The sequence below is a fragment of the Flavobacterium sp. PL12 genome (assembly GCF_039123485.1).
Taxonomy (GTDB): domain Bacteria; phylum Bacteroidota; class Bacteroidia; order Flavobacteriales; family Flavobacteriaceae; genus Flavobacterium; species Flavobacterium weaverense.
The window spans coordinates 14,875-32,406 of record NZ_JBANDI010000033.1; the positions used below are offsets into that span (position 1 = coordinate 14,875).

A 17,532-nucleotide genomic window follows, 5' to 3' on the forward strand; every position below is an offset into this window, starting at 1 on the left:
TAAAAACTACTCTAAATCCTTTCGCATTGCATGATAATATGCGGCACGACTTAGTGGTTCGTATTCTTCAGTTTCTCCCAGCATTACTAACTTATCATTATCTGTTTTACGGAAACTATAATTCGCTAAATTTCCAGTACGTGTACACACAGCATGAACTTTCGTTACATACTCAGCCGTTGCCATAAGCGCAGGCATTGGTCCAAAAGGATTTCCTTTAAAATCCATGTCTAATCCCGCAACAATTACACGAATACCTTGATTAGCGAGATCATTACAAATTTTTACAATTTCGTCATCAAAAAACTGAGCTTCATCAATTCCAACAACGTCGCAACCTTGCGCTAAGATAGCAATATTTGCAGCAGCAGGAACAGGAGTAGAACGAATCTCGTTAGCATCGTGTGATACTACCATTTCTTCGTCATAACGCGTATCTATTGCAGGTTTGAAAATTTCTACTTTTTGTTTAGCAAATTGTGCCCGTTTTAAACGACGTATCAATTCTTCGGTTTTACCCGAAAACATGGATCCGCAAATGACTTCGATCCAACCAAATTGCTCTTTATGATTTACTGTATTTTCGAGAAACATTTTATATTTTTCTGACTTAAAAAATGAATAGTTTTTATTACTTTGTAATAGGGAAACCGACTTAAAAATTTTATACTTTTACGTCGTTTCAAAAGTATGACATTTTTATTAAAAGGTCGCTTTTTCCACAAGCTAAAATAAATCTCCGGAAGGAATATATCAGATAGACCAGCCTAAAACACTATAATTTCAAAGTTATGAAAAAAAAATTGGAAGCCGATTTAATCAGCATTGCACACAGAGTATTACAGTTAAAAAATAAATCTGACATCAATCAATTGTATTTAGAAACACAGAAATTATATGAAAAATTAGCTGTATTAAGATTTGTAGACGAACATTTTAGTGAAGTGAAACCAACGATTGGCAACCACGATGTCGCTGCAAAAATAGAATCAATTTTTGATTCTGAGTCGGATTCAAATGAAACAGAAGCTGAAATAATTGCAAATCCTATTGATGAGACTATTCCAAATGAAGTGGTAGTTGAAGAAAAAGATGCTGACAATGTAAAAGAAGTAGAAGAGGAACCAAATGCAATTCCAGAAGAAATTCCAGTTGAGGAAGAGCATGAAGAACAGGAAGAAGAAATCGTAGTTGCTGAGGAGGAAAACATTATTGAAGATGAAATTGAACAAGAAGTTACGTCAACTACTGAGGAAATAACTGAAGAAGAGGTTGAAGAAGCTGAAGATGATAAAACAGATGTTGAAGAGGAAATTTTAGAACTTGAGTCAGCTCCTTTTATACCTTCTTTCGAATTATCAGAAGAAAATGAAGTCGAAAGTGAATTAGAAGTTCCAAAAAAACAAGAAGCTGTTCAAATCTCCTTTGAAGATTTGTTAGGAGGAAATTACAACGACACCTTTTTTGTTAAAAAACAACAGATAGAAAACATTCCAACTGTAGTAGTTATCGAGACTCCAAAAGAAGAAGAGCCTATAGCAGAGCAAAAATTAAATAATTTCACCACTGAAATTGAAGAGAAATCTGAATCAAAAACAGTTTCTCTTAACGATAAATTAGCCAAAGGAATTAATATCGATCTTAACGATCGTCTTGCTTTTATAAAACATCTTTTTGGCAATAGCAGCGAAGATTACAATCGTGTTTTGAGCCAGCTTATAACTTTTAACACCTTTTATGAAACTAGAGATTTCGTTCAAGAAATGGTGAAGCCAGATTATAATAACTGGGAAGGCAAGCAGGAATATGAAGACCGATTTATGGATATTATTGAGAAAAAATTCTTATAGAAAATACATAAAAAGAGAGTACGCAGTCCTTTTAACAAATTCAGATTAGATTGAAATTTGTATTTAATTAAATAATTTATGTCAAAATTATATATCGTTCCTACGCCTATTGGCAATCTTGAAGATATGACTTTCCGCGCTATCAGGATTTTAAAGGAAGTCGATCTAATCCTTGCCGAAGATACCCGTACGAGCGGAAAACTACTTAAGCATTTTGAGATTGGCACACATATGTATAGCCATCACATGCACAATGAGCACAAAACTGTAGAAAACTTAATTTCGAGATTAAAAGCTGGAGAAAATATCGCTTTAATTTCTGATGCTGGAACTCCTGCCATTTCAGATCCTGGTTTTTTATTGACTAGAGCATGTGTCGAAAATGGTGTTGAAGTAGAATGTTTACCCGGTGCAACAGCATTTGTTCCTGCTTTAGTGAATAGTGGTTTACCAAATGATAAATTTATATTTGAAGGTTTTTTACCTGATAAAAAAGGAAAGCAAACTCGTTATTTGGCTTTAGCCGAAGAAACGCGTACGATGATTTTATATGTCTCTCCTCATAAACTTTTGAAAACCTTGGCTGAGTTTATCACCTACTTTGGTGAAGACAGGCCTATCTGTGTTTGCAGAGAATTGTCAAAACTACATGAAGAAAATGTTAGAGGTACAGTTCGAGAAGTTTTAACTCATTTTGAAAAAACTGCTCCTAGAGGAGAAATAGTTGTGGTCGTAGGTGGAAAACCAATAACTAAGGAGCCTAAAAAATCAAAATTCTCAGCTGACGAAGAAATATGAATAGTAATAAAATAATAATTATCGGTGCTGGTTTATCTGGATTAATGATTGCTTATTTACTTCAAAAAAAAGGTTTTGAAATCACGATTTTAGAAGCTAATGAGCGTATCGGTGGTCGTATACAAACTGTTACGGGAACTACGGGAGTAACCATGGAAATGGGTGCGACGTGGTTTAGTAATCCGCATCAAAATCTTATTAAATTACTAGAGGATTTTAAAATACCATATTTTAAGCAACATACTAGTGGAATTTCATTTTTTGAAACGATGTCTTTTGTACCTCCGCAAAAATTTGAAATTTCAGATGCCGAAGAATCATCTTTCCGAATAGAAGGTGGAACTGAACATTTAATTGAGAAATTAGTAGAAAAAGTTGGTCTTCAAAATATTATAACAAAAACTAAAGTTGATTTTATAAAAGATTGTGAAGATTATATCGAAGTTTTTGATTCGAATGAGAAACTCTATTCATCAGCTAAAGTAATTAGTACTTTACCACCACACTTATTGATTCAGACAATAAAATTTGAACCCGCTTTATCTGAAAATCTTGAACGTTTAGCCAAGAAAACACATACCTGGATGGGAGAATCAATAAAGTTTGCCGTCGAATATGCTACTCCTTTTTGGAGAGAGAATAATTATTCAGGAACTTTATATAGCCAAGCAAGTATTATTCAAGAAATGTATGACCATAGTACTGCAGACAATAAAGGTTTTGCCTTAAAAGGATTTTTAAACGGTGGCACTTACACGCTTTCACAAGAGGAACGAAAAGAGAAAGTCATCCTGCAGCTTACCAAGTTTTTTGGCCCTGAGGCTGGAAATTACGTGAAATATCACGAAAAAATCTGGCGCGAAGAACCGCTGACGTTTCTTCCTTATGAAGAGCTGGTGATGGGACATGAAAATAATGGAAATGCAGAATATAGAAAACCACTGTATAATAATAAATTCTTTATTTCGGGTTCTGAAACCGCTTCTCAAAATCCAGGATATATGGAAGGAGCCATAGTTGCTGCTAATAATATCGCTTCACAATCTTAATATACCATTTACATGAGCATACAAGCTTTTTTAGAAAAATTAAATCAAAATCCAGAAACGATTACTTTTCAGGAAACGATTGCTGTTATCGAAGAAAATTATAATTTTGAACCAACCGCTTTCGAAAACGGAACATTACATAATACCGCTGGAGAAAACTCAGGTTCTTGTAAAATATTGGCTTTTGCCGAAATGAACGACTTATCTGAATCAGCAGCATTATCGTGTTTTGGTGCTTATTATTTCGAAGATGTATTAAAAAATCCTCAAGAAACCAATCACCAAAACATTCGTAATTTTATGAAAACAGGATGGGAAGGAATTGGATTTTACGGAAGTCCTTTAGAGTTGAAATAAACTATTTAAGAATTTTGATTTTAATAGACAAAATCTAAAATCAGAAATCGTTACTACTCAATCAAAATCAAAATGCGTTGGACTACTAAAACTAAACCTTCCGAAGAGAAAATCAAACATTTGGCGCAAGCCCTAAATGTAGAAAATTTTTTAGCCCAATTATTAGTTCAGCGTGGAATAGAAACTTTTGACGACGCAAAGAACTTTTTTAGACCTTCCTTAGACCATTTGCATGATCCGTACTTGATGAAAGATATGGTCAAAGCAGTTGAAAGAATCGAAAAAGCAATAGAAAATAACGAACGAATTTTAGTTTTTGGTGATTATGACGTCGATGGAACCACTGCAGTTTCGCTAGTTTCATCCTACTTAAAAAGTTACTATCTTGAAGTAGCTACCTATATCCCTGATCGTTATCTAGAAGGTTATGGAATTTCTTTTATGGGAATTGATTATGCTGATGATAATGGATTTTCATTAATCATTGCTCTCGATTGCGGTATTAAATCAATTGATCACATCGCTTACGCGAAAGAACGAAACATAGATTTCATTATATGTGATCACCACAGACCTGGCGATACTTTACCAGATGCTGTTGCAGTTCTTGATCCTAAAAGAGACGATTGTGAATATCCTTACGACGAATTATGTGGTTGTGGAATTGGCTTTAAGCTCATTCAGGCTTTAGCCAAAAACCAAAATCAAACGATAGACGACTTAATTCCTTACTTAGATCTTGTAGCTGCGGCTATTGCTGCGGATATTGTTCCAATGACTGGCGAAAATAGAGTTTTGGCATACTTTGGTTTACAAGTAATCAATAGCGATCCCAGACCCGGGATTAAAGCGCTAATTCATCAAATAAAAAAGAAAGTTTTAGATATTACTGATGTTGTTTTTATCATTGCTCCACGAATTAATGCAGCTGGCCGAATCAAACACGGAAATCACGCTGTTGAATTACTAACTGAATTTGATTTTGAACAAGCGCAACAATTCGCGTCGGAAATCGAATCTTATAATTCAGAGCGCAAGGATTTAGATAAATTAATTACAAAAGAAGCTTTAAAGCAAATAGATGAAAATGGTGAAAAAGAGCGATTTACTTCAGTTGTTTTTCAGGAAGATTGGCATAAAGGCGTTATTGGAATCGTCGCTTCTCGACTGATAGAAACCTATTATCGACCTACGCTCGTTTTTACAAAAAGCGGCGATAAATATGCTGCATCAGCTCGTTCTGTGAAAGGTTTTGATGTTTACAACGCACTCGAAGCATGTTCTGAACATCTAGAGCAATTTGGAGGACACATGTATGCTGCCGGAATGACTTTATCTCCTGAAAATTATTCCGTTTTTAAAGAAGCTTTCGAAAGAGAAGTTGAAAAAACGATTCACCCAGACATGCTTATTCCAGAAATTTCGATTGATGCTGAAATTAATTTTTCTGATATTACTCCAAAATTAATCCGAATTCTAAAACAATTTGAGCCATTCGGACCCATGAATATGACGCCTACTTTTTTAACAAAAGACGTTAAAGACACAGGCTATGGAAAACTAATGGGTCAAGAAGAAGAACACTTACGTCTTTTTGTAAAACAAAACAGTAGTGAAGGCATGGCGGCAATCGGTTTTGGTTTAGGAGATAAATACGATTTAACTACAAATCAGAAACCATTTCAAATTGCCTATTGTATAGATGAGAATGAATGGAACGGAAAAACATCAATCCAATTAAGATTAAAAAGTATTAAGTGATGAGCTCAGAAAAACCGATTAAAAAAGATCCATACGCAGCACTACGATTTAAAGAATTCAACACTTTTTTAGTACTGCGGTTTGCGATGGTTTTTGCTTGGTCGATGCAGTTCATCATTATCGAATGGCAAGTCTACAGTATTACCAAAGATCCGCTTTCACTAGGAATAATTGGATTAATGGAAGTAATTCCCGCCATCTCGTTAGCTTTATTTGCGGGGCATATTGTTGACCAAAAAGAAAAAAAAGGGCTACTTGTAAAATGCATATTGGCCTTCTCTGTAATTAGCTTTGGCTTATTTTTATTGACTTGGCCTACTGTCGTTAGTGATTTCTCAACAAAAGCTATTTTATATTCTATTTACTTTTTAGTTTTTCTAGGCGGATTAGTACGAGCTTTTCTTGGTCCAACTATCTTTTCACTACTTTCCTTATTAGTTCCGAAAAAGGTTTATCCAAATGCAGCTACTTGGAGTAGTTCTGTTTGGCAAATAGCTTCAGTTGCGGGTCCTGCTCTTGCAGGATTTTCGATTACCCTTATTGGAGTTCATTGGTCTATGTGTACTGTTTTTGCCTTTTCACTTTTTGCATTGCTAACATTATCCCAGATAAAAAAGAAGCCTATTTTAAATCCTAAAATTGGTGAACCCGTAATGCAAAGTTTATCAGAGGGAATTAAATTTGTATTCAATAATAAGACAGTTTTAGGAGCAATAACACTTGATATGGTGGCCGTACTTTTTGGTGGAGCTATTGCATTATTGCCCATTTTTGCGCAAGACATTTTAAAAGTAGGACCAGAAGGTTTTGGTTTTTTGAGAGCTGCTCCGGCAGTTGGTGCATTTTTAACTATGATCATAACTGCTTACGTTCCTTTGAGTAAAAATGCAGGATTAAAACTGTTATCTGCCATATTTGCTTTTGGAATCTGCATTATTGTTTTTGGACTTTCAACATTGTTCTGGGTTTCACTAATCGCGTTATTTTTTAGCGGCGTGTTTGATGGCATTTCAGTAGTAATCCGTCAGACGATTTTACAATTAAAAACTCCTGATCACATGCGCGGCCGAGTTTCAGCGGTAAACTCGATGTTTGTTGGTTCTTCTAATGAATTAGGCGCTTTTGAAAGTGGATTGACTGCTAGATTAATGGGAACCGTTACCGCAGTCGTCTTTGGCGGAAGCATGACATTATTAGTTGTTTTAACAACTGGAATTATTTCACCTACTTTTAGAAAACTCGATTTAAGAAAAGATTTAGAGGAACATGAAAATTCCTAAAATCATTTTTTATTTAGAACTGTTATAAATAATAACTACATTTGCCTTAAATATTTTCACATGGCAGATATTAAGCAAATATATTTCAATGATTTTGGAACGTCTTTTTACTGGATGAAAGACAATAAAGTTATACATGACAAAATACAACTCATTTTTAGAGAAACAGGTTTTTACTTCAGTATCGAAGAATTATACGACTTTAAGGATTGTATCCAAGAGAGTTTTTCTCTAAATAAAGATTGCGCTGATTGCCAATTAAAAAGATATTGTCAGCAATTTTTATTGAAAACACCTTGCTCACAAATAGATTTAGCAATGACTATGGAAGAATTAAATAAAGTAGAAGATCTTGTTGAAGGAACTTTATTTAAAATAAATCTCGAAGACTATTTGTACGGTATTGGATTGAATTAATTATAGTATTTCTTGATTTCAAAATTTTCACCATCAAAAACACCATAGGTAAAATAGCTAATCCAATCTCCTAAATTCACGTATTCAGCATTTTCACCTACAGAAAGTTTCATAGGTAAATGACGGTGCCCAAAAATTAGATAATTGTAATGTTTGGTTTCTAATTTCCTTTTTGAATATAAAATTAACCATTCTTTATCCTCACCTAGAAAAGTCACATCTTCGTCACCAGAAATCAATTTATTCTTCACTGAGAGATATTGTGCTAAACGTACTCCTATATCAGGATGTACCCATCTAAAAAGCCATTTGAAAAATGGATTAGTGAATACTTTTTTCATGCGCTTATAACCCTTGTCGCCAGGGCCTTTTCCGTCGCCGTGACCTATTAGGAAAGTTTTATCTCCAAATTTGTACTCTTGATTGTCGTGAAAAACAGGAATATTTAATTCATTCTGGAAATAATCTTCCATCCATAAATCATGATTTCCTACAAAGAAATAGATAGGAATTCCACTATCTCGGATTTCGGCCAATTTACCAAGTACGCGAATAAATCCTTTTGGGACAACGGTTTTATATTCGAACCAAAAATCAAATAAATCACCCAACAAAAAAATAGCTTCCGCATCGTCCTTTATTTCATCTAACCAAGCGACAAATTTTTGTTCTCGTGGAAAACTCAATTCGGGTCTTGGCGCACCAAAGTGCTGATCTGAAGCGAAATATACTTTTTTATTATTTGGTAAATGCATGAAATAGAATTATGAATTATCACTAGCAAACCATTCTGCAAAAGAAGAATCAGTTTCTTGTAATTTTAAAGAGAAAAGACGTATTCCTTCTGGTAAACGGTCGATAATTCTTTTTGAAAAATCAACTACCATGTTTTCACTCGTTGGTTGATAATCCACTAGAATAACATGATGTCCACGACTTATTAACTCATTAGCTAGTTCTACATGCGGCGTCGTGCCATTAAAAACAGTAGCGTGATCAAATTGATCTACAATTTCTTCCTTTACTATTTTCTTTAAATCAGTAAAGTCAATCACCATTCCAAATTTCACATTCGAACGATCCGTAATAGGAGATCCTATTACAGTCACAGACAATTTATAACTATGCCCGTGAACATTTTTACATTTTCCATCATAGCCATATAGAGCATGTCCTGTTTCGAAACTAAATTGTTTTGTGATTCTGATATTGCTCATGGCATTTTTATTTTGGTGCAAATTTAATAAATAATTAATTAAAGTTCTTTGTCTCGCTTTTTTGCGCTTGAATACATCCAATACGCTAGCAAAACTAAAACTACAAAAGGAATAAAAGAACCGATAAGAATGCCTATCTGATATCCACTATCTGGGGCATCTTTTAATTTTTCTTCAATATTCACTTTTTGAATAAGAGTAAGAATTGTCATAAACGATTATTTTTTGAATTGTAATAAAGCATTCACAGTAAAATCAGAAAGTACTAATCTTCCAGAAATTGCCGCGCGCTCTAATAAAAGGGTGTTCCATTCTTCTGTTCCTTCCCACAAGACTTTCTTCATTGCAGTTAAAGCCTCTGGATTGTAACTAGATAATTTTGAGCTAAAATCATTAATTTCAACATCAAGTTCTTCGATACTTTCAAAAGTATTAGCATATAATCCTTTGGCTAAAGCCCAATCAGCCGACTTCCACTCGTGTGCAGCCAATGTCATTTCAGACATCGCGGTTTTTCCAATTTTTCTTGAAACCGCTGGTTCAATAACAAACGGGCCTATTCCAATCGCTAATTCTGATAATTTTACATCAGCGCTTTTAGTAGCTAAAGCATAATCACAAGCGCAAGCAATTCCTACTCCACCACCCACCGCTTTACCATGAACGCGACCTACAATAAGTTTAGAACAAGATCGCATCGCATTAATTAAATTTGCAAAACCAGAGAAAAATTGAGTTCCATCAGACACATTAGAAACTGCTAATAGCTCATCAAACGAAGCGCCTGCACAGAAAGCACCCGATCCTTGACTTTGAATTACAATGACAGAGACAAGTTGGTTTTCACTTAATGTCTTAAATTCTGCAGTCAATCTATCTAATAATTCTCTTGGAAAAGAATTACTTGCTGGATGACCAAAGGTTATTGTCGCAACTTTATTTTCAATTGTCGTTACGAGTGAACCTATTGATTTTTCTGATGGCATAGCTGATATTTTAGTGCAAAGTTAAAAATATAATAGGGAATGGACTCCTTTTTCTAACAATAAGAAATTGATTTTGAAATCTCATATACAACTGATAAAAAATAATGGAGAAGCAGTAAATATGATTTGGTATCGAAATCAAAAAAGCCTCACATCACTGTAAGGCTTGATTTAATTAGTGGAGAATATCGGATTCGAACCGATCACCTCTTGCCTGCCAGGCAAGCACTCTAGCCAAATGAGCTAATCCCCCAATTATGTCGCAAATATAGTATAATAATAGTTTAAAACTAAGAGATATTCTAAAATCAGGGCTTTCTAACCCTTACTTTTTTCCTAGTAAATGAAACTCTTGTCAATTTGAAAATGGCCATACGGTAAGTAAAAGTAGAGTATCTAGATTTTTATTCTAAAATAATGTTCTACAATATTATGAAGAAATCGAAGTATCATGAATGTTAATAAATGAAGAAAAAAGAGGAGTTTCTATCTTGTTCGATACATAGGCAGTATATTCGCAAACTTAAAAATAAATGATTTTAAGACTATTCGGTCTTATACTTACTGACATATATTATGAAAAAGTTATTTTCTAACCTATTATTCAAAGTTTTTATTGCCATTGTTCTTGGTATCGTTTTCGGATTGTATCTTCCAGAATCGTTTAATAGAATTTTCACAACATTCAACGCTTTTTTTGGACAATTCCTGAACTTTGCTATTCCATTAATCATAATGGGATTAATCATGCCGGCGATTTCTGATCTTGGAAAAGGAGCCGGAAAATTATTATTACTTACGGCTGCTATAGCTTATGGCTCTACTCTTTTTTCTGGATTTATGACGTACTTAGTTACGTCAGGTCTATTTCCACAGCTCCTAGAATCTCATGTTAATAACGTTGCCGAAATTAGCACTTCATCACTTGAACTAACACCCTACTTTACTATTACTATTCCACCCGCTTTAGATGTAATGACAGCTTTAGTTCTTGCTTTTGTAATAGGATTAGGATTATCATACCAAGAAAAATCAAGTTTGAAATTAGTAGTTAAAGATTTTGAAAAGATCATAATGCAAGTAATTGAAAATGTAATTGTTCCCTTATTACCATTATTCATATTAGGTATATTTGCTAGCATGTCCTTTAGTGGAAAAGTCTTCTCTATACTTTCTGTTTTTATTAATATTATAGGAGTAATTTTTGCTTTGCACATCATATTACTACTACTACAATATACAATCGCTGGGATACTTACTAAAAAGAATCCTTTGAAATTATTGTTAAACATGATGCCAGCTTATTTTACAGCATTAGGAACACAGTCTTCGGCAGCTACTATTCCGGTGACATTAGAGCAAACACTAAAAAATGGAGTTTCTGAAAAAATTGCTGGATTTGTAATTCCATTATGTGCGACCATACATTTATCTGGTAGCACGATGAAAATTACAGCTTGCGCGATTGCGCTTATGATTTTACAAGGAATGCCATTTGACTTTACACTTTTTGCAGGTTTTATTTTTATGTTGGGAATTGCTATGGTTGCAGCACCTGGAGTTCCTGGAGGAGCGATAATGGCGGCAGTAGGCATCTTGCAATCAATGCTAGGTTTTAGTGAGGAAATGATTGGGTTAATGATTGCTCTATATATTGCGATGGACAGTTTTGGTACTGCTTGCAACGTTACTGGAGATGGAGCAATTGCTCTGGTTGTAGACCGTATTACTAAAGATAAGATAATTTCGTAAGTCTTATTTATTTGATTTAAGCTTTATTGATAAAACGACAAAACCCCACTAATATGGGGTTTTGTCGTTTTATACAAATAGTAAAAAATTAAAATTATTTCTTTCTAAATAAGAATTATACATTAAAATTTAAAGCCAACCTAGTATTTAATTTCTCCAACAGATCGCATAACTCTAACAATTTTACTCTTTCTGTTATTAATGTATGAAGAAGAACTTGTTGCTTTAAATTTCCTAGGATTTGGCAAAATTGCTGCTATTCCAGCAGCTTGAATGGGAGTTAATGAAGCTGCATCTTTTCGATACCAATATTCTGTAGCTGCTTGTGCGCCATAAATACCATCTCCCATTTCGATACTATTTAGATACACTTCCATAATACGTTCCTTTCCCCATATTATTTCTATTAAAACTGTAAAATAAGCTTCTAATCCTTTACGGAAATAACTACGTCCTTGCCAAAGAAATACATTTTTTGCCGTTTGTTGGGATATTGTACTTCCACCTTTTATTCTTCTTCCGCGCTCGTTACTTTTGTACGCTTTTTGCATCGCTTTGATATCAAAACCATTATGCTTCAAGAAAGTGCCGTCCTCACTGGCAATTACTGCTTTTTGAAGATTTGTAGAGATTTTTTCAATAGGTTCCCAATCATGATTGAAATACACTTCCTTTCCTGCTACCTTGTTTTCAATCGCTCTAATAACCATTAGTGGTGTAAATACAACCGGCACAAATTTAAAGAACACCACTAAAAACAGTGAGATTCCAAGAAACCACAAAAATGATTTAAATAAAAAACGAAATAATTTATTCATAAAAGATGAAGGTTCTTTTTTAACGGGTTGTTTTGTTTTCCTTGGAGTAATTTTTGTTGCCATTATATTAAATCTGCTAATTCAGTACCTACTAAACTTCCTATTGCGACGCCCATTCCGCCTAATCTTACACCGCAAAACACGTTTTCAGATAGTTGTGAAACGATAGGGTTTTTACTAGCACCAATACCCATAATTCCACTCCAACGATGCGCAATCTCAAAATTTTGATTTGGTAAAATTACTTCTTTTAGCAAGTGTTCCAATTTATTTTGAATTATTTCTGTTTGTCCAAATTCAGTAGTATTTTCCGTTCTAAAATCCAAATTTCTTCCACCACCTAGTAAAATTCGATGACCAATATTTCTAAAGTAATAATAGCCTTTATCTAAATGAAAAGTTCCCTTTATTTTTAAATTTTTAATTGGTTCCGTAATTAAAGCTTGTGCTCTAGCTGGCTCAACAGGTGCCGTAATTAGTTTGCTTGCAAAACCATTTGTAGCAAACACAATTTTCTTGGTCTTAAAACTAAAATCATCAAGTACTACTTCTACTTCATTCCCTAGATCCAAATAAGCAGTAACCGTTTGCTGATTTAAAATTAATATGTTTTCTGATACTGCATTTTTCAACAAACACTGCATCATATTCCCAGTATCAATTTGCGCTTCAAATGGATTAAACAATAAATGTTCGTGAATACCTTGGAAACCAAAGCGATCAGCTTCTTTTACAAAAACATCTTTTTGAAACAATGGTCGTAGTACTTCATTTACAAATGGAATTTTCTGAAGGCATTCTTCATAGCTACTGACATCTTCTTTTAAAAAAAGTTCATAACCTCCATAGTTTTTGAAATCTATATTGGCATCACCTAAACCTGTACGCAACAAATTCAATCCTTGCCATCTTTTTTGAATAAGTCGAACTACTTCTTCTTCAGAGTGAGTTTGTAAGTCATCTATAATTTCTGAAATACTCCCAAAACAAGCAAATCCAGCATTTTTAGTACTAGCTCCTTGAGGAAGCGCTCCTTTTTCCAAGACGAGAATTTTGCTTTGTGGAAATCTTTCGCGTAAGCGTAAAGCAGCGTGCAAGCCCACAATTCCGCTTCCTACAATAGTATAATCTACGTTTGTAAACCAGCTTTTCAACTCCCAATAACTCAAGTCCATGGCATTAATTTTTTATAAAAATAATAATTTTATGGAGCTAATCCCGCTATACGCTACAATCTTTATTATTTTTTAATAAAAATAATAAAGGATTTTCACTGCTATCGGGGCTAAAAAGCGGCTGATTAAACGAAGATACATCGGGAAAAATTGGCTACTTTTATCCTTCGAAAAAAAACAAGTAGCAAAATGAAAAAATTACTATTAATACCCTTATTAATGATGAGTTTAAATGCGATAGCGCAAAATGTAATGACACCAGAATTACTATGGAAACTGGGAAGAGTTACACCATTAGGTCTTTCAAACGACGGTAAAAATATAGTCTATAATGTTACCTACCCTTCTGTTGCTGAAAATAAGTCTGAGACAAAGTCTTATATAATATCTATAAATGGCGGTAACGCTACAGAAGTGAAAGACATAAAATCTCTTTTAAAAGATAAAAATATTTCGCCAGACGGAAAATACATTGTGTACAATGAAGAAGTAAAAATAGATAAGGTTCACGGAAAAGATTTCTACCCTGATTTAGAAAAATCTAATGTCCAGATTTATGATGCGCTTGATTACCGTCATTGGGACACCTGGAATGAAGGTACATTTAATCATGTTTTTTATAAAGAAAACAAAGACGGAGCTATAGGAATTGATCTTTTAAAAGGAGAAAAATTCAACAGCCCTCAAAAACCTTTTGGCGGCGATGAAGACTATATTTGGTCGCCAGATAGTAAAAACATTTTATATGTGTCGAAGAAAAAAGCTGGAACGCAATATGCGACTTCAACTAATACAGATATTTACGAGTACAATCTAGAAACTGGAAAAACGACAAACAGAACCGAAGGAAATCTTGGTTACGATATGAGTCCACAATTTTCTCCTAAAGGAAATTTGACTTGGTTACAAATGAAAAGAGATGGTTACGAAGCGGACAAAAATGATCTTATCGTAAGTTTAAAAGGGATGAACATGAATCTAACTGCCAACTGGGACGGAACAGTTGATAGTTTTATGTGGAGTAAAGACGAAAGCAAAATCTATTTTGTGGCACCAATTGATGGAACAAAACAATTATTTGAGGTAAACTTTCCAGGTGTTACTAAAATTGCTGTTACGGTGCGCCAAATCACAAGCGGAGATTTTGATGTGAATTCAATTGTAGCTATTTCTGGCGACAATGCAATACTTACTAGAACTGATATGAATCATGCTTCTGAAATTTTTTCTTATAATTTAAAGAAAAAATCATGGAAACAATTGTCAAACGTAAACACTAAAACTTATGCTTCATTAGCGTTAAGCAAAACAGAAAGAAGATATGTGACTACAACAGATGGTAAAAAAATGTTGGTTTGGGTTATTCTTCCACCTAATTTTGATGCTTCAAAAAAATATCCAACCCTTTTATACTGTCAAGGTGGACCGCAATCACCATTAACGCAAAGCTATTCTTTCCGCTGGAACTTCCAGTTGATGGCTGCTAATGGTTATGTAGTTGTTGCGCCTAATCGTCGTGGAATGCAAGGACACGGCGTAGAATGGAATGAGCAAATTAGTAAGGATTGGGGCGGACAAGTTATGGATGATTACTTATCAGCTATTGACGATGTTGCTAAAGAAAAATATGTCGATTCAGAACGTTTAGGATGTGTTGGTGCTAGTTATGGTGGTTATTCTGCTTTTTACTTAGCTGGAAATCACAATAATCGTTTTAAAACTTTTATTGCTCATGACGGAGTTTTCAATACGCAGAGCATGTTTGGAACTACTGAAGAAGTTTTCTTTAATAATTGGGATTTTGGCGGAGCATATTGGGAAAAAGATAATGCCGTAGCTCAGAAAACATATACAACTTTTAACCCAATAACACATGTGGATAAGTGGAACACTCCTATCTTGATTATTCAAGGTGGTAAAGATTTCCGTGTATCAGAAGGACAATCTCAAGAGGCATTTCAAGCAGCACAACTTCGTGGAATAAAAAGTAGATTCCTCTATTTTCCTGAAGAAAATCACTGGGTTTTAAAACCTCAAAATGCACAAGTTTGGCAAAAAGAGTTTTACAAATGGTTGAACGAAACTTTATAATTTATAGAATCTAATATTAGTAACCCTTACTTAACAGTGAGGGTTTTTTTTCTAATTCTATTAAATTCTTAACTTTAAAAACTCTTCTAATTTTTATCTTTGAAAAATGGACAATAAAAAAAGCTACATACCACTAAAAGTTTTCATGAGTTATCTAATTTTAGTGATCCTTTTTGGAACGGTAGGTTGGTTTTTATATTCAGAGAATAAAAGCTTTTCTAAAAATGAGCAGAAATTTTCTCAAAAGAATAGTTCCATTTTAAGAGTTAGCACAATTTTATCTAAACTATACGAAGCAGAAAGTTTAGCTAGAATCGCAATCCAGTCAGAATCCGATGCTGATTTTAACATTTATGTTCAAAAATCAAAAGTATTAAAAGTGGACATTGACTCTCTAAAAGCAATTGTTTCGACCCAATACCAAATCAAATTATTAGACAGTGTACAGATTCTTCTCGCTAAGAAAACGAACAATATTCAACAATTAAAGTCAATTAAAAGTAAAACTGAAGATGAGATGGCTGTTAGTAAAGCCATCAATGATTTAACTAAAATTGAATCATCATTACGAAACCTCCAAATGGAAGATTTTGTTAAGCATCCAGCTTCTTTAGGTGATTACCAACGTAATGTCTTGAAGAAATATGTTACATACCTTAATCAGAATATTCCTGACGACAGTACCAATACTTTAACTAAAAGAGAATCTGACTCTATTGTGAGTGTTTCTAAAATGTTATTAAACGACGTCAAAAAAGAAACAGCGAATAAGAAGAGATTACTTAGTATTGAGGAAAACAATTTACTTCAAAACGAACTTTCTATTTCTAATCAATTGAGAAAAGTTTTTGGGATTATCGAAAGAGAGATTATTTTAAATACCACTGCAAGCTATATTTCGAGAGAGAAATCCTTAACAAAAACGAATAGAATAGTTACCACAGCAGCCATTATTGGGCTTTTGCTAACTATGTTTTTTCTGATACTTATTTTAAATGATTTTTCAAAAACTCAATCTTATAAAAAACAGTTAGAAGCTGCTAATCTAAAAGCTAAAAAGCTATTAATTAGTAGAGAGCAACTTATTTCAACTGTGAGTCACGATTTAAAAACTCCTTTAAGCACAATTATAGGTTATACAGAACTACTTGGTAATTCGGAATTAAATAACAAACAAAAGTATTTTACGAAGAGCATAAAAGGATCTTCAGATTATATATCTAAACTCGTTCAAGACCTATTAGACTTCACTCAAATTGAAGCGGGTAAAATTGCAGTCGATAAGATTCCATTTTCCTTAACTGACATTATTAACGAAGTATCGAGCAGCATTCAATCTGTATATTCTCAAAAATCTATTGATCTTATTATTGACATTGATGAAAGACTTGAGCAAAGAATTATAGGCGATCCTTTTAGATTGAGACAAATCTTATCTAATATTATTGGAAACGCTTTTAAATTTACCGAAGACGGGTTTATTAAAATAGAGTCTAAAATAAATTCTGATAACGATACAGTAACAATTTTGATAGCGGATTCCGGCATTGGTATCGATGATAAAAGTCAGTTATTAGTTTTTGAAGAATTTACCCAAGCAGATGAGAAAATTGAAAAAAAATACGGAGGAACAGGTTTAGGTTTAACCATTTCTAAGAAGATGATCGAAATCTTAGGTGGAAAATTGAACTTAAAAAGTGAGCTTGGAGAAGGAAGCACTTTTATAATCGAACTACCATTGTTGTTTGACGACAATAATAACGACAAAGAAAATAATAGTACTGAAAACGACACCAATTTGATAGCGATTATAATCGACGATGATGAAAGTTTATTGAAATTAACCACAGAAGTATTAAGACAAAATAATTATGTGATTTATCCATTTAAGTAATTAGAATAAAATAATGTCGTATTTTATTGTTTATACATCATAAATTCCGTATATTTATCTCATTATGAGATATCTAGAACTTAAAAA

The 17,532-nt window shown here is 33.6% G+C and carries 17 protein-coding genes and 1 tRNA gene; 10 read left to right on the forward strand and 8 right to left on the reverse strand.

Annotated elements, in window-relative coordinates:
* Positions 1-6: 6 nt before the first annotated feature.
* Positions 7-594, reverse strand: coding sequence for a thymidine kinase (locus RCH19_RS13450; RefSeq protein WP_121924933.1), 588 nt, complete (start codon positions 592-594; stop codon positions 7-9).
* 197 nt (positions 595-791) lie between these two features.
* Here RCH19_RS13450 and RCH19_RS13455 point away from each other — a divergent pair, with 197 nt between their 5' ends.
* From RCH19_RS13455 to RCH19_RS13485, 7 genes are all read left to right on the forward strand, one after another.
* On the forward strand, positions 792-1,850 hold the full coding sequence (locus RCH19_RS13455) for a hypothetical protein (RefSeq protein WP_343023648.1): 1,059 nt from the start codon (positions 792-794) through the stop codon (positions 1,848-1,850).
* Between the two features lie 78 nt (positions 1,851-1,928).
* Positions 1,929-2,648 carry a 16S rRNA (cytidine(1402)-2'-O)-methyltransferase gene (gene rsmI / locus RCH19_RS13460; protein ID WP_343023649.1) on the forward strand — a complete coding sequence of 240 codons (720 nt, stop codon included), beginning with the start codon at positions 1,929-1,931 and terminating at the stop codon, positions 2,646-2,648.
* The gene (locus tag RCH19_RS13465; protein ID WP_343023650.1) at positions 2,645-3,697 is read left to right on the forward strand and encodes an NAD(P)/FAD-dependent oxidoreductase; all 1,053 of its coding nucleotides are present in this window, start codon (positions 2,645-2,647) and stop codon (positions 3,695-3,697) included. Before rsmI ends, RCH19_RS13465 begins: the two co-directional genes overlap by 4 nt.
* A gap of 12 nt (positions 3,698-3,709) precedes the next feature.
* Positions 3,710-4,054 (forward strand): HopJ type III effector protein, encoded by a 345-nt coding sequence (locus tag RCH19_RS13470; RefSeq protein WP_343023651.1) that lies wholly within the window; start codon positions 3,710-3,712, stop codon positions 4,052-4,054.
* A gap of 72 nt (positions 4,055-4,126) precedes the next feature.
* Positions 4,127-5,815, forward strand: coding sequence for a single-stranded-DNA-specific exonuclease RecJ (gene recJ, locus RCH19_RS13475; RefSeq protein WP_343023652.1), 1,689 nt, complete (start codon positions 4,127-4,129; stop codon positions 5,813-5,815).
* The gene (locus RCH19_RS13480) at positions 5,815-7,095 is read left to right on the forward strand and encodes an MFS transporter (protein WP_343023653.1); all 1,281 of its coding nucleotides are present in this window, start codon (positions 5,815-5,817) and stop codon (positions 7,093-7,095) included. The genes recJ and RCH19_RS13480 overlap by 1 nt, the downstream gene beginning before the upstream one ends.
* Before the next feature lie 60 nt (positions 7,096-7,155).
* Positions 7,156-7,512, forward strand: a complete 357-nt coding sequence (locus RCH19_RS13485) for a hypothetical protein (protein ID WP_343023654.1) — start codon at positions 7,156-7,158, stop codon at positions 7,510-7,512.
* Here the strand turns inward: RCH19_RS13485 and RCH19_RS13490 are convergent.
* The 5 genes from RCH19_RS13490 to RCH19_RS13510 all read right to left on the reverse strand — a co-directional run bounded on the left by RCH19_RS13490 (position 7,509) and on the right by RCH19_RS13510 (position 9,968).
* Entirely contained in the window at positions 7,509-8,267 is a 759-nt protein-coding gene (locus tag RCH19_RS13490) for a UDP-2,3-diacylglucosamine diphosphatase (protein WP_343023655.1), read from the reverse strand. The genes RCH19_RS13485 and RCH19_RS13490 overlap by 4 nt on opposite strands.
* Before the next feature lie 9 nt (positions 8,268-8,276).
* The gene (locus RCH19_RS13495) at positions 8,277-8,729 is read right to left on the reverse strand and encodes a 6-carboxytetrahydropterin synthase (RefSeq protein WP_121924924.1); all 453 of its coding nucleotides are present in this window, start codon (positions 8,727-8,729) and stop codon (positions 8,277-8,279) included.
* Positions 8,730-8,767: 38 nt separating this feature from the next.
* Positions 8,768-8,941 (reverse strand): hypothetical protein, encoded by a 174-nt coding sequence (locus tag RCH19_RS13500; RefSeq protein WP_170151290.1) that lies wholly within the window; start codon positions 8,939-8,941, stop codon positions 8,768-8,770.
* 6 nt (positions 8,942-8,947) lie between these two features.
* Positions 8,948-9,715, reverse strand: a complete 768-nt coding sequence (locus tag RCH19_RS13505) for an enoyl-CoA hydratase/isomerase family protein (protein WP_343023656.1) — start codon at positions 9,713-9,715, stop codon at positions 8,948-8,950.
* 179 nt (positions 9,716-9,894) lie between these two features.
* Positions 9,895-9,968, reverse strand: a tRNA-Ala gene (locus tag RCH19_RS13510).
* A 323-nt stretch (positions 9,969-10,291) separates the two neighbouring features.
* On the opposite strand from RCH19_RS13510, the gene RCH19_RS13515 reads away from it, so the two are divergent.
* On the forward strand, positions 10,292-11,467 hold the full coding sequence (locus tag RCH19_RS13515) for a dicarboxylate/amino acid:cation symporter (protein ID WP_121924922.1): 1,176 nt from the start codon (positions 10,292-10,294) through the stop codon (positions 11,465-11,467).
* Between the two features lie 140 nt (positions 11,468-11,607).
* On the opposite strand, the gene mtgA is transcribed toward RCH19_RS13515, so the two are convergent.
* Complete coding sequence (gene mtgA / locus RCH19_RS13520; RefSeq protein WP_343023657.1) at positions 11,608-12,348, reverse strand: monofunctional biosynthetic peptidoglycan transglycosylase; 741 nt, start codon at positions 12,346-12,348, stop codon at positions 11,608-11,610.
* Positions 12,348-13,460 (reverse strand): FAD-dependent oxidoreductase, encoded by a 1,113-nt coding sequence (locus tag RCH19_RS13525; RefSeq protein WP_343023658.1) that lies wholly within the window; start codon positions 13,458-13,460, stop codon positions 12,348-12,350. Before RCH19_RS13525 ends, mtgA begins: the two co-directional genes overlap by 1 nt.
* A gap of 189 nt (positions 13,461-13,649) precedes the next feature.
* Between RCH19_RS13525 and RCH19_RS13530 the strand changes: the two genes are divergently transcribed.
* Together RCH19_RS13530 and RCH19_RS13535 are read left to right on the forward strand one after the other, a co-directional pair.
* Entirely contained in the window at positions 13,650-15,551 is a 1,902-nt protein-coding gene (locus tag RCH19_RS13530; protein WP_343023659.1) for a S9 family peptidase, read from the forward strand.
* A 106-nt stretch (positions 15,552-15,657) separates the two neighbouring features.
* On the forward strand, positions 15,658-17,445 hold the full coding sequence (locus RCH19_RS13535; protein ID WP_343023660.1) for a HAMP domain-containing sensor histidine kinase: 1,788 nt from the start codon (positions 15,658-15,660) through the stop codon (positions 17,443-17,445).
* The last annotated feature ends 87 nt before the right edge of the window (positions 17,446-17,532 follow it).